The organism is Stenotrophomonas sp. 05N423, from assembly GCF_056397145.1.
Window position 1 is genome coordinate 443,112 of sequence record NZ_JBFTMV010000002.1, and the last position, 11,837, is coordinate 454,948.

Here is an 11,837-nt window from a genome sequence, read left to right on the forward strand (position 1 = left end):
CGGTTTGACGATGGCTGCCAGCTTGGATTAATGTATTAGCACGCTATTACATTGGTACGTATGAAGACGCGCCCCGACTCTGACCGCGAAAAGGCTTCCGACGCTTCCCTCAAGGCGCTGGCGTGCGCATTCGCCGCGCTGGAGCGGCCGCAGGACGTGCAGGCCTTCCTGCGCGATCTGTGCACGCCGGCCGAGCTGGAGGCGATGGCCGACCGCTGGCGCGTGGTGCCGCTGCTGCGCAAGGGCGTGCCTTACCGCGAGATATACGACCTGACCGGGGTGAGCGTGACCACCATCGGCCGGGTCGCGCGCTCGCTCGAGCACGGCGCCGGTGGTTATGCCGTCGCCATCGAGCGGCTGTCCGCGCGCAAAACCGAATCCAACTGAGACAAGATCATGAGTGCTTCCTCCACCGCGCCGGCCCGCGACCGGCTGCGTATCGCCATCCAGAAGAACGGGCGCCTGGCCGACCCGGCGCGCAGCCTGCTGGCCGCCTGCGGGCTGAGCTGGCGGCAGAGCCGCGACAAGCTGTTCTGCTTCGGCGAGTCGCTGCCGGTGGACCTGCTGCTGGTGCGCGACGACGACATCCCTGGGCTGATCGCCGATGGCGTCTGCGACCTCGGCGTGGTCGGCCTCAACGAACTGGACGAACAGGCCAAGGCGCGTCGCCAGCTCGGCCTGACCGACGCCTACCAGCCGTTGCGCGGTCTCGGTTTCGGTCAGTGCCGGCTGATGATCGCCGTGCCCGAGGAGTGGGACTGGCAGGGGCCGGCGCAACTGGCCGGCAAGCGCATCGCCACCAGCTACCCGGCCATCCTCGCCGCATGGCTGAAGGACAAGGGCGTGGACGCGCAGGTAGTGGAACTGTCCGGCTCGGTGGAGATCGCGCCGAAGCTGGGTACCGCCGACCTGATCTGCGACCTGGTTTCCAGTGGCGCCACGCTCGCGGCCAACCAGCTCAAGCCGGTGGAAACGCTGCTGGACAGCGAGGCCGTGCTGGCCGGCCCGGTCAACGAACTGGACGATGCCCGCGCCGGCTTGATGGCGATGCTGCTGCGTCGCCTGGACGGCCTGAGCAGGGTGCAGGACCGGAAACTGCTGATGTTCTCCGCGGCCGAAGAGCGCGTGGATGAGCTGGCGCGGTTGCTGCCCGATGCCGAGCCGCTGCTGCGCCTGCCGGGCAATGGCGGGGCGGTGCGGCTGCAGACCATGTGCAATGGCGCGCTTAGCTGGCAGCGGCTGGAGGAACTGGAGCGCGCCGGCGCGCAGGGGCTGATGGTGCTGGCAGTGGAGAAGTCGCTGGCATGAACATCCTCGACTGGAGTGCCCTGGATGCCGATGCGCAGGCGCGTGCGTTGACCCGGCCGGTGCAGGCCGTGGCCGCGCAGACCCGCGCCGCGGTCGCGACGCTGATCGAACAGGTGCGCGGCATCGGCGACCTTGCCCTGCGCGATATCACCGCGCGTTTCGACGGCGTGACGTTGGATGGCTTCGAAGTGGGCGAAGCCGAGTTCGCCGCCGCCGAACTGGCGGTACCGGCGGAGCTGCGCATCGCCATGCAGCAGGCGGCCGGACGCATCGACGCCTATCACCGCGCCGGCATGGCGCAGCCGTACTCGCTGGAGACCGCGCCGGGCGTGACCTGTGGCAAGGTCATCCGCCCGATCGGCCGCGTCGGCCTGTATGTACCGGCCGGCAGCGCACCGCTGCCGTCTACCGCGCTGATGCTGGGCGTGCCGGCCAGGCTGGCCGGTTGCCGCGAAGTGGTGCTGTGCACGCCGCCGCGCAAGGATGGCACGGCCGATCCGGCGGTACTGGTGGCCGCGCGCCTGACCGGCGTGCACCGGGTCTACAAGATCGGCGGCGCGCAGGCGATCGCGGCGATGGCCTGGGGCACCGAAACCGTGCCGTCCTGCGACAAGCTGTTCGGGCCCGGCAACAGTTACGTCACCGAGGCCAAGCAGCAGGTGGCGCAGGCCGGTGCCGCGGCCATCGACATGCCGGCTGGTCCTTCCGAAGTGCTGGTGATCGCCGATGCCGGCGCCAATCCGGCTTTCGTCGCCGCCGACCTGCTGTCGCAGGCCGAGCACGGCCCGGACTCGCAGGTGCTGCTGCTCAGCGATGATGCCGCGCTGATCGCCGCGGTGCAGGACGAGGTGGAAAAGCAGGTGGCGCAGCTGCCACGCGAGGCCATCGCCCGGCAGGCGCTGGCGGCTTCGTTGTTGCTCAGGGTCGAGTCGATCGAACAGGCGTTCGCCATTTCCAACCGCTACGCGCCCGAGCACCTGATCCTGGCGCTGCGCCGGCCGCACGACTGGCTGGACCGCGTCGAGGCCGCCGGTTCGGTGTTCCTGGGCGACTACACGCCCGAAGCGCTGGGCGACTACTGCTCCGGTACCAACCACGTGCTGCCCACGGCCGGCGCCGCGCGCGCCTACAGCGGCGTCAGCGTCGCCAGTTTCCAGAACCAGATCAGCGTGCAGGCGGCCAGTGCCGAAGGCATCGCCGGCATCGGCCCGTGCGCCTTGATCCTGGCCCGCGCCGAGGGACTGGACGCGCACGCCAATGCGGTCGCGCTGCGCCTGGGAGCGGCATCGTGAGCGGCGTACTCGATCTGGTGCGCGAGGACCTGCGCGGCTTCGCCGGCTATTCCTCCGCGCGCAGCGCCAAACTCGACGGCGAGGTATGGCTCAACGCCAACGAATCGGCATGGGCGAATCCGGGCGACGCGGCGGCCACGTGCCGGCGCTATCCCGAGCCGCAGCCGCAGGCGCTGCGCGAACGGCTGGCCGCGCTCTACGGCTGCACGTCAGCGCAACTACTGATTGGACGCGGCAGCGACGAGGCCATCGACCTGCTGGTGCGTGCGCTGTGCGCGCCCGGTCGCGATGGCGTGCTATATACGCCGCCGGTGTTCGGCATGTACGCGGTCAGCGCGCGGCTGCAGAACGCGCCGGCGCTGGAAGTGCCGCTGCGCGACGCCGAAGCCGGGCTGGTGCCGGACATCGAGGCCATCATCGCCACCGCCCGGCAGGGCAACGCGCGGCTGGTGTTCCTGTGTTCGCCCTCCAATCCCGGCGGCCTGGGTATCCCGCTGGCGCAGGTCGAACAGGTGGCCAGCGCGCTGCGCGGGCAGGCGCTGGTGGTGGTGGACGAGGCCTATGCCGAGTTCGCCGATGAACCCTCGGCGGTGAGCCTGCTGCCGCGCCACGACAACATCGCCGTGCTGCGTACGCTGTCCAAGGCGCATGCGCTGGCCGCCGCGCGCATCGGCTGCGTGATCGCCGATGCCGGCCTGATTGCGGTATTGCGCGCGTGTCAGGCGCCGTATCCGATTCCTGCGCCGTGTTCGGCATTGGCGGTGGATGGGCTGGACGATGCGGCGCTGGCGCGCACGCGCGAACGCATCGCCTTGGTACGCGCCGAGCGCGAGCGCCTGCGCATCGCGCTGGCGGCCTTGCCCGGCGTGCGCCGGGCGTACGCTTCCGACGCCAACTTCCTGCTGGTGCGCTTCGTCGACGCCGAAGCCGCATTCCAGCGCCTGCTGGCTGCCGGTGTGGTGGTGCGCGACCAGCGCGCCGCGCCGCAGCTGCACGATGCGCTGCGCATCACCCTCGGCACGCCCGAGCAGAACAACCGCGTCCTCGACGCACTGGCCGCGCTGGAGGCCGCCGCATGACCCCGATCCTGTTCGTCGACCGCGATGGCACCCTGATCGAGGAGCCGGCCGATTTCCAGATCGACGCCTACGAGAAGGTCCGCTTCGTCAGGAACGTCATCCCGGCGATGCTGCGCCTGCGCGACGCCGGCTACCAGTTCGTCATCGTCTCCAACCAGGACGGGCTGGGCAGCGAAAGTTACCCGCAGGCAAGTTTCGACGGCCCCAACGACCTGATGCTGCAGATCTTCGCCAGCCAGGGCATCGTCTTCCGCGACGTGCTCATCGACCCGAGCTGGCCGGCCGACAACAGCCCCAACCGCAAGCCGGGCATCGGCATGATGCTGCGCTACCTGCAGGACCGTTCCATCGACTGGGCGCGCTCGGCGATGGTCGGCGACCGGCCCACCGACATCCAGTTCGCCGACAACCTGAATATCCGCGGTTTCCAGCTGCGCACCGGACAGTTCGGGGGCGAGTGGGACTGGGACGGCATCGCCCACGAACTGGCCGACGCACCGCGCCGCGCCACCGTGCAGCGCGATACGAAGGAAACGCAGATCCGCGTAGCCGTCGATCTGGACAAGACCGCTGCGTCGAAGATCGATACCGGCCTGCCGTTCTTCGACCACATGCTCGACCAGATCGGCCGCCACGGCGGTTTCGCGCTGGAAATCCAGGCGCGCGGCGACCTGCACATCGACGAACACCACACCATCGAGGACACCGGGCTCGCCCTTGGCCAGGCATTGCGCGAGGCGCTGGGCGACAAGCGCGGCATCGGCCGTTACGGCTTCACCCTGCCGATGGACGAGACCCTGGCCAGCGCGGCACTGGATTTCAGTGGCCGCCCGTACTTCGTGTTCGAAGGCGCATTCAAGCGCGAGCGGGTAGGCGACATGCCGACCGAGCTGGTGCCGCATTTCTTCCGTTCGCTGTGCGATGCCGCCGGGCTGAACCTCAATCTGAAGGTCGAAGGCGACAACGATCACCACAAGGTCGAAGCCTGCTTCAAGGCGCTGGCGCGCGCATTGCGCCAGGCGATCCGCCGCGAGGGCACCGAACTGCCTTCGACCAAGGGGGCGTTGTGAACACGGTCGGGCTGATCGACGCCGGCGGCGCCAACCTCGGCTCGGTGCGTTATGCGCTGGAACGGCTGGGCGTGGCGGTGCGCATGGTGCGCGGACCCTCCGAGCTGGAAGGTGCGTCGCGGGTGATCCTGCCGGGCGTCGGCGCCGCAGCCGAAGGCATGCGCCGCCTGCACGCGCAGGGACTGGTGCAGCCGCTGCGCGGACTGCAGGTGCCGTTGATGGGCATCTGCCTGGGCATGCAGCTGCTGTTCGAGCGATCGGAGGAGGGTGGGGTGGACTGCCTGGGCCTGCTGCCGGGCGTGGTGCGCCGCCTGCATCCGGCGGTGGGCGTGCGTGTGCCGCACATGGGCTGGAACAAGCTGCTGGCGCTGCGCGAGTCGCCGCTGCTGGACGGGGTTGCGGCCGGTTCCAGCACCTATTTCGTGCACAGCTACGCCGCGCCGGTCACTTCCGACACGGTGGCGGCCTGCCATCACGGCGGCCTGTTCACCGCGGTGGTACAGCGCGGCCGCCTGTGCGGCGCGCAGTTCCATCCCGAACGTTCGGCGGGGCCGGGCGCACGCATCCTGCGCAACTTCATCGAGAACGATTTTCCATGAGCTTCGCCGTCTATCCCGCGCTCGACATCCGCAATGGCCAGGTAGTGCGCCTGCTGCAGGGCGACTACGCGCAGCAGACCACCTATGGCGACGACCCGCTGCCGCGCGCGCAGGCCTTCGCCGCGGCCGGCGCGCAGTGGATGCACCTGGTCGACCTGGATGCGGCCAGGGCCGGAGGCTACACGCTGGCGCCGTTGCTGGCGCAGGTCGCAGCGACCACGGCGCTCAAGGTGCAGACCGGCGGCGGCGTGCGCGGCCGCGACGACGTGGCGCGCATCCTCGACGCCGGCGCCAGCCGCGTGGTGATCGGCTCGCTGGCGGTGCGCGAGCCCGCGCAGGTGCTGGCATGGCTGCAGGAGTTCGGCGCCGACCGGCTGACCATCGCGCTGGACACGCGGCAGGGCGGCGACGGCGTGTGGCGGTTGCCGGTGCATGGCTGGACCGAGACCGCCGATGTCACCCTGGACGAACTCGCCGTCCGCTACGCGCAGGCCGGCATGAAGCACCTGTTGTGCACCGACATCGCCCGCGACGGCATGTTGTCCGGCCCCAATCTCGACCTGTACGCACATCTGTCGCGGCTGTTGCCTGGCGTGGCGGTGCAGGCCTCCGGCGGCGTGCGCGACGTGGACGACGTGGCCGCAGCGAAGGCCGCCGGCTGCGCGGGCGCGGTGCTGGGCAAGGCGCTGCTCGAAGGCCGGCTGCGACTGGAGGAGGCACTGGCATGTTGAGCCGCCGCATCATTCCCTGCCTGGACGTGCGCGAAGGCCGCGTGGTCAAGGGGGTGCGCTTCCGCGACCACGTCGACATGGGCGACATCACCGAACTGGCGCTGCGCTACCGCGACGAAGGCGCGGACGAACTGGTGTTCTACGACATCTCCGCCAGCCCGGAAGGGCGTTCGGTGGACCGGGCCTGGATCGAGCGCGTCGCGCGCCTGATCGACATCCCGTTCTGCGTGGCTGGCGGCATCGGCGACGTGGACACCGCGCGCGGCATCCTCAATGCCGGCGCCGACAAGATCTCGATCAACACGCCAGCGCTGGAACGGCCGGCACTGATCGGCGAACTGGCCGAGGCATTCGGCCAGCAATGCGTGGTGGTCGGCATCGATTCCATCCGCGAGCCGGACGGGCAGTGGCGGGTGCGTTCCTACACCGGGGACCCGGCCAGGACCCGCGACGAGGCGCGGCTGACGCTGGACTGGCTGCGCGAAGCGCAGCAGCGCGGCGCCGGCGAGATCGTGCTCAACTGCATGGACAGCGACGGCGTGCGCAAGGGCTACGACATCGTCCAGCTGCGCCAGGCCCGCGCCCTGTGCAGCGTGCCGCTGATCGCCTCCGGCGGCGCCGGGGAACCGCGGCATTTCGCCGAGGTGTTCGAGCAGGCCGACGTCGACGGCGCGCTGGCGGCGAGTGTGTTCCACTCCGGGGCCATCGCCATTCCGGAACTCAAGCGCTTCCTGCGCGGACAACAGATCGAGGTGCGCGATGTCTATTGAAAAACCCTTCGACCCGGCCGCGCTGGACTGGGACAAGGTCGGCGGGCTGATGCCGGTCGTGGTGCAGGACGCGGCCACGCTGCGGGTGCTGATGCTCGGCTACATGGACCGCGCCGCGCTGGAGCGGACGCTGCAGGGCGGCAAGGTCACCTTCTTCAGCCGCAGCCGGCAACGCCTGTGGACCAAGGGCGAGACCTCGGGCAATCATCTGGAACTGGTGGCGGTCCGCGCCGATTGCGATGCCGATACCCTGCTGGTCAGCGCGCGCCCGCACGGGCCGACCTGCCACACCGGCAGCACCAGCTGTTTCGGCGATGCACCGGGGCAGTTCCTGGGCGCGCTGGATGCGCTGGTCCGGCAGCGCGAGCACGACCGCCCGCTCAACAGCTACACCACGAAACTGTTCGAGAAGGGCACGCGCCACATCGCGCAGAAGGTGGGCGAGGAGGGCGTGGAGACGGCCCTGGCCGGTGTGGTCCAGCGCGACGACGAACTGCTGGGCGAATCGGCCGACCTGCTGTTCCACCTGATCGTGCTGCTGCGCGCACGCGGCCTGTCGCTGGACGACGCGGTGGCGGTGCTGGAGCAGCGCCACGCCAGGGCGGCGGAGAAGGCAGCGGGCTGAGCGCGGACGTCCTGCGACGCCCCTGCGATCGACCGTCCGCGGCAAAGCGGCCGCCATGCGCGTGTCGCATGGCGGCGCGATAATGACGGCCTGTCCGTTCGCCTGACGAGGCTTCCATGCGCCACTCCCTGCTCGCCGGCCTGCTGCTGGCCTGCGCACCGTTCGCCGCGGCCGCTTCCTGCGTGGAGGGCCTGGTGTTCGACGATGCCAACGGCAACGGCATGCGCGACGCGGACGAGCGGCCGCTGCCGGGCATCCGCGTTTCCGATGGCGAGCACATCGCCGTCACCGGCCGCGACGGCCGCTATCGCCTGCCGGATTCGGCGCAGTCCACGGTGTTCGTCATCAAGCCCGCCGGCCGTCGCGCCGCATCCCGTGCCGATGGACTGCCGGACATCTGGCGTCCGCGCGCGGGCGAAACCGAAGGCGGGCAGTGCCGGCCCTTTGCACTGGTGCCACAGCCGGACGCGCCGGCGAGCTTCCAGGCGCTGGTGATGGCCGACAGTCAGACCGCCAGCGCGCTGGACGTGGACTACTTCGAGCGCGACATCGTCGCCCCGCTGCGTGGCCGGCACGGCGCGCGGCTGGGCATGACCCTGGGCGACATCACCAACGACGATCCGTCGCTGTATCCGCTGCTGGTCAAGGCGGTGACCTCGCTCGGCGTGCCATGGCTGCACGTACCGGGCAACCACGACATGGACATCGGCGCGCGCAGCGATGCGCAGTCGCTGGACAGCTTCCACCGCCAGCTGGGGCCGGACACCTATGCCTGGGAAGAAGCGTCGATGGTGTTCATCGGGCTGGACGACATCGTCGCCCAGCCCGGGCAGAAGCCGGCCTACGTCGGCGGCCTGCGCGCGGACCAGTTCGCCTTCCTCGAACGCTACCTGCCGACGGTGCCGGAGGACCGGCTGGTGGTGCTGGGCATCCACATCCCGCTGTTCGACCATGTGTTCCGCGCCGGGGACCGTGCGCGCCTGTTCGCGCTGCTGGAGAAGGTGCCGCATCCGCTGATCCTGAGCGGCCATACCCACAACCAGAACCAGGTGTTCTGGAACGCGGCGCAGGGCTGGAAGGGCGCGCGGCCGCTGCACGAATACAACGTCGGCGCGGCCTGCGGCGCGTTCTGGTCGGGCGTGAAGGACGCGCAGGGTATTCCCGACACCACGATGTCCGACGGCACGCCCAATGGTTACGGCCTGCTCAACGTACAGCCGCAGGGAAGCTACAGCGTGGAATACCGCGTCGCGCGCGCACCGGCCGACGAGCAGATCGCCCTGCATGCGCCCAGGGTGCTGCGCCATGGCGCGTATCCGGCCTGGGGCGTATACGCCAACGTGTTCATGGGCCATGACGGCCTGCCGGTGGAGTTCCGCATCGATGGCGGCGACTGGCAGCCGATGAAGCGTGTCGAGCAGCCCGACCCGCGCCTGCTGGCCGAGAATGTGGCCGACGACCAGGCCGGGCGCCTGCGCGGTTACGACCGCTCGCCCGAGGCCACGCCGTCCTCGCACCTGTGGCGCGCCGCATTGCCGACGAAGCTGGACGTGGGGGAGCACGCCGTCGAGGTGCGCGTCACGCTCAATGGCAGGGAATACCGCAGTCGCACCACCTATCGCCTGCAGGACGCGCAGCCCTGATATCCGCCGGCAGGAGCGCACTTCGGTGCGCGATAGGGATTTCCCATCTGCCCCCACACAATGAGTGTGCGGGCTGTTGCAGAGGAATCTGCATGCAGGCCCCACCGCGCACCAGGGCGCGCTCCTATGGGGATTTGCGGTTGCTGTTGCCCGCCGCCGGCGAGTGCACGAAAGGATAGGGCACAGGCGCGCTCGCCGGCAGCCCGGCACGCCAGCGCGCCAGTACCGGCGCGATCGCCTTGCCGGCGAAGAACTGCGGTTGCGACGGCAGCTCGTCTTCTTCCTTCTCCCGCCGCCGCACGGTATCGCGGGCCATGCTGAAAGCGGCAGCGAAGTCGTTGGTGGCGTTCAACGCCTCGACCAGGAAGGCGCGGCCGAACCAGGTGGCGCTGTCGGTGTTGCCGCAGCCGAAGGACGGGCGGTCCTTGCGCGCGGCGGTGATGACCATGCGGTTGGGGGCTTTCAACGCCGGCACGAAGCCGCCCGAATAGCAGGCCGACACCACGATCACCGCATTGCCGATCTTCGCTTCGTCCAGCAACTGCGCCAGATCTTCCGGCGTCAGATAGTCCTCCTCATCCGGTCCGGTATGCAGGTAGAAGCTGCTGTCGTCCACGCCGTGGCTGCCCAGGTACAGGAACAGCACGTCCTCGCGTGGGTCCAGCTTCCGTCCCAGTGCGTCCAGCGCATGGCCGAGGCTGTCGTAGGTGGCCAGCGGCAGGGCCCCTTCACTGTCGAGCGTGTCCGGCTGGTTGGCCAGTGCCAGCATGCGCCCGTCCGCATCCCAGCGCTGTGCCGACAACTGCCGCAGATAGGCGACCTCGTTGCGGAACACGTCCTCGTCGGCATCGCCGGCCACGCCCAGCACGTACATGTCGGTCACGCCTGGCCGCTGCGGTGGCAGCCGGTCGAGCGCGGCATCGAGCAGGGCCAGTTGCGCACCTTCCAGTGCCGGCGTGGTCGGTTCCCATGGCGGAGTGTCCGGCGTCTGTGCCAGTGCCGGCCAGATGGCACAGACCAGGGCGCAGGCGAGGGCGACGGCGCGCGAGTGCCGGGCGAGGCGGGTCATGGCGATGGCGGCAGGAGGCATGGGAGCGGGCGGGACGGAACGGAACGCATCGTATGCGGTCTTCGCCCGGCCATGGAATCGTCGCCGCTCAATCCAGCGCATCGCGCCAGTTCAGCCACCAGGCCTTGGGCGGGCGCGGAATCTGCTCCCACCACTGGTTCATCGCATGCACGCTGCCGTGCAGCCAGGCGTCGCGGTGCCCTGGCGGAGGCGCCCCGTCGAACATCGCGGTGAGCCTGGGATAGAGCGGTCCGGAGGCCAGTGCCGGGTAACGGGTGAGCAGGGTGAGCAGGGTGAAGCGATCCGCAGCCGTGGCTTCGCGGGCAATGAGCGCCTCGGCGTCGGCAGGACGCTGCCCTGCCGCCATCGCCTGGTCGAACTGGCCGACGGCCGTCCGGAACCCTGCGGCGGCATCCACCGCCAACGGGATGCCGCTGCGTTCGCGGGTGAAATCCAGATCCGAACCGGCCGGTACCAGGGTCTCCTGGCCGGCCACGCTGTGCATGACCCAGCCGCTGGTGACGTGGATCCGGCCTTCGCCGTCGCGGTTGCGGTCCATCTCGAACGCGCAGCCCAGGTCGACGGTTTCGCCGGCACCGGTGGCGATGCCGAATTGGCCGGGCGGCGCCCAGATCCGCGCGCGGATGCGGCCTTCCAGCAGCTCGATGCGGTGGTGTCCGGTGCGGGTGTCCGTGAGCCGGATCCGTGTCAGCGGCATCACCTCCATCCGGCCGATGCGCGCCACCCGGATCGTGGCCGATTGCGTGGCTGCGGTCGCCAGCGTCTGCCCGACGCCCAGCGCTGCGGGAACCGCGGGGGCGCCGGTCTCGATTGCCCACTGCCGGTTCTCGCTCCAGTGCAGGCGCCACGGCACCCAGGCGGCGAAGCCGGCCAGGCAGGCGGTCAGGGCCACGGCTGCCGCCAGGGGAATGAAGCGCCTGCGCACGGTCGCCGCACCTGGCTGGCGGGCGTCCCGTACGGTGGGCACTGGCCCGGGTACGTGGCGGTAAGCGCCGAGCAACGAGGCAAGGCGCTGGAGTGCGTCGTCGCCGGGCAGGTCCGGGTCCCACAGCGGGTCGGGTTTCTCAACCATCGTTCGTCTCCTGCTGGCGGGCGATGCCCAGCGCGTCGCGCAACTGGTGCATGCCGCGATGAAGATTCACCCGGACCGACTGCGGCGTCAGTCCGGTGAGGCTGGCGATCTCCGGGCCGCTGAGGCCTTCGACCAGGCGCAGGATCAGGGTCTCGCGGTACGCCTCGGGCAGGTCGCGGATGACGCGCAGCGCCTGGCTTGCCTGCGCCATCGCATCGGGGCCCGTGCCCGTCCAGGCGGGCTCGTCCGCATCGGCCAGTTCCCGTTCGTCGATGGCGGCAGCGGGGCGGTTCCGGCGCGCGATCATCGCGATCCATGGGCCGAAGCGCGCCGGCTCGCGCAGCTGCTCCAGCTTGCCGAAGGCGATGACGAACGTCTCCTGGGTCAGTTCCTCCGCCCGCGCCCGCGTTGTCATGCCCAGGTGGATGGCGTGCACCAGCGGGGCGAAGGTGCGGTAGAGCCAGGCGAAGGCGGCCTGCGATCCACGGCGGGCTTCCTGTACCTGCCGGGCGATGTCCAGGGGAAGTGGCGCGGCCTTCATGTCCGGCAGGGTCTGGG

Annotated in this window: 13 protein-coding genes; 10 read left to right on the plus strand and 3 right to left on the minus strand. The window is 70.0% G+C overall.

Features of this window, described 5'->3' with window-relative positions; genetic code table 11:
• The first annotated feature begins 60 nt into the window (after nt 1-60).
• From AC1DGW_RS05880 to AC1DGW_RS05925, 10 genes are all read left to right on the plus strand, one after another.
• Nucleotides 61-387 (plus strand): YerC/YecD family TrpR-related protein, encoded by a 327-nt coding sequence (locus tag AC1DGW_RS05880; protein WP_478020461.1) that lies wholly within the window; start codon nt 61-63, stop codon nt 385-387.
• Nucleotides 388-396: 9 nt separating this feature from the next.
• Nucleotides 397-1,308 carry an ATP phosphoribosyltransferase gene (gene hisG / locus AC1DGW_RS05885; RefSeq protein ID WP_478020463.1) on the plus strand — a complete coding sequence of 304 codons (912 nt, stop codon included), beginning with the start codon at nt 397-399 and terminating at the stop codon, nt 1,306-1,308.
• On the plus strand, nt 1,305-2,600 hold the full coding sequence (gene hisD, locus AC1DGW_RS05890; RefSeq protein ID WP_478020465.1) for a histidinol dehydrogenase: 1,296 nt from the start codon (nt 1,305-1,307) through the stop codon (nt 2,598-2,600). The genes hisG and hisD overlap by 4 nt, the downstream gene beginning before the upstream one ends.
• On the plus strand, nt 2,597-3,679 hold the full coding sequence (gene hisC, locus AC1DGW_RS05895) for a histidinol-phosphate transaminase (protein WP_478020468.1): 1,083 nt from the start codon (nt 2,597-2,599) through the stop codon (nt 3,677-3,679). The genes hisD and hisC overlap by 4 nt, the downstream gene beginning before the upstream one ends.
• Nucleotides 3,676-4,749, plus strand: coding sequence for a bifunctional histidinol-phosphatase/imidazoleglycerol-phosphate dehydratase HisB (gene hisB, locus AC1DGW_RS05900; protein ID WP_478020471.1), 1,074 nt, complete (start codon nt 3,676-3,678; stop codon nt 4,747-4,749). Before hisC ends, hisB begins: the two co-directional genes overlap by 4 nt.
• On the plus strand, nt 4,746-5,348 hold the full coding sequence (hisH, locus tag AC1DGW_RS05905; RefSeq protein ID WP_478020473.1) for an imidazole glycerol phosphate synthase subunit HisH: 603 nt from the start codon (nt 4,746-4,748) through the stop codon (nt 5,346-5,348). Before hisB ends, hisH begins: the two co-directional genes overlap by 4 nt.
• Nucleotides 5,345-6,079, plus strand: coding sequence for a 1-(5-phosphoribosyl)-5-[(5-phosphoribosylamino)methylideneamino]imidazole-4-carboxamide isomerase (gene hisA / locus AC1DGW_RS05910; RefSeq protein WP_478020475.1), 735 nt, complete (start codon nt 5,345-5,347; stop codon nt 6,077-6,079). The genes hisH and hisA overlap by 4 nt, the downstream gene beginning before the upstream one ends.
• Nucleotides 6,073-6,849, plus strand: coding sequence for an imidazole glycerol phosphate synthase subunit HisF (gene hisF, locus AC1DGW_RS05915; RefSeq protein WP_478020477.1), 777 nt, complete (start codon nt 6,073-6,075; stop codon nt 6,847-6,849). Before hisA ends, hisF begins: the two co-directional genes overlap by 7 nt.
• A complete protein-coding gene (gene hisIE / locus AC1DGW_RS05920; RefSeq protein WP_478020479.1) occupies nt 6,839-7,474 on the plus strand; it encodes a bifunctional phosphoribosyl-AMP cyclohydrolase/phosphoribosyl-ATP diphosphatase HisIE in 636 nt (211 codons plus the stop codon). Before hisF ends, hisIE begins: the two co-directional genes overlap by 11 nt.
• Before the next feature lie 116 nt (nt 7,475-7,590).
• A complete protein-coding gene (locus tag AC1DGW_RS05925) occupies nt 7,591-9,117 on the plus strand; it encodes a calcineurin-like phosphoesterase C-terminal domain-containing protein (RefSeq protein ID WP_478020481.1) in 1,527 nt (508 codons plus the stop codon).
• A gap of 124 nt (nt 9,118-9,241) precedes the next feature.
• Here AC1DGW_RS05925 and AC1DGW_RS05930 read toward each other — a convergent pair whose 3' ends face one another.
• The 3 genes from AC1DGW_RS05930 to AC1DGW_RS05940 all read right to left on the minus strand — a co-directional run bounded on the left by AC1DGW_RS05930 (nt 9,242) and on the right by AC1DGW_RS05940 (nt 11,820).
• Nucleotides 9,242-10,186 carry a C13 family peptidase gene (locus AC1DGW_RS05930; RefSeq protein ID WP_478020483.1) on the minus strand — a complete coding sequence of 315 codons (945 nt, stop codon included), beginning with the start codon at nt 10,184-10,186 and terminating at the stop codon, nt 9,242-9,244.
• Nucleotides 10,187-10,274: 88 nt separating this feature from the next.
• Nucleotides 10,275-11,279, minus strand: coding sequence for a FecR domain-containing protein (locus AC1DGW_RS05935; protein ID WP_478020487.1), 1,005 nt, complete (start codon nt 11,277-11,279; stop codon nt 10,275-10,277).
• Nucleotides 11,272-11,820, minus strand: coding sequence for an RNA polymerase sigma factor (locus tag AC1DGW_RS05940; protein WP_478020489.1), 549 nt, complete (start codon nt 11,818-11,820; stop codon nt 11,272-11,274). Before AC1DGW_RS05940 ends, AC1DGW_RS05935 begins: the two co-directional genes overlap by 8 nt.
• Between the last annotated feature and the right edge of the window lie 17 nt (nt 11,821-11,837).

What these genes read in the sequence shown, in the direction of transcription:
- AC1DGW_RS05880 (WP_478020461.1), top strand. Translation starts at nt 61, where the DNA reads ATGAAGACGCGCCCCGACTCTGACCGCGAAAAGGCTTCCGACGCTTCC.
- hisG (WP_478020463.1), top strand. Translation starts at nt 397, where the DNA reads ATGAGTGCTTCCTCCACCGCGCCGGCCCGCGACCGGCTGCGTATCGCC.
- hisD (WP_478020465.1), top strand. Translation starts at nt 1,305, where the DNA reads ATGAACATCCTCGACTGGAGTGCCCTGGATGCCGATGCGCAGGCGCGT.
- hisB (WP_478020471.1), top strand. Translation starts at nt 3,676, where the DNA reads ATGACCCCGATCCTGTTCGTCGACCGCGATGGCACCCTGATCGAGGAG.
- hisA (WP_478020475.1), top strand. Translation starts at nt 5,345, where the DNA reads ATGAGCTTCGCCGTCTATCCCGCGCTCGACATCCGCAATGGCCAGGTA.
- hisF (WP_478020477.1), top strand. Translation starts at nt 6,073, where the DNA reads ATGTTGAGCCGCCGCATCATTCCCTGCCTGGACGTGCGCGAAGGCCGC.
- hisIE (WP_478020479.1), top strand. Translation starts at nt 6,839, where the DNA reads ATGTCTATTGAAAAACCCTTCGACCCGGCCGCGCTGGACTGGGACAAG.
- AC1DGW_RS05925 (WP_478020481.1), top strand. Translation starts at nt 7,591, where the DNA reads ATGCGCCACTCCCTGCTCGCCGGCCTGCTGCTGGCCTGCGCACCGTTC.
- AC1DGW_RS05930 (WP_478020483.1), bottom strand. Translation starts at nt 10,186, where the DNA reads ATGACCCGCCTCGCCCGGCACTCGCGCGCCGTCGCCCTCGCCTGCGCC.
- AC1DGW_RS05935 (WP_478020487.1), bottom strand. Translation starts at nt 11,279, where the DNA reads ATGGTTGAGAAACCCGACCCGCTGTGGGACCCGGACCTGCCCGGCGAC.
- AC1DGW_RS05940 (WP_478020489.1), bottom strand. Translation starts at nt 11,820, where the DNA reads ATGAAGGCCGCGCCACTTCCCCTGGACATCGCCCGGCAGGTACAGGAA.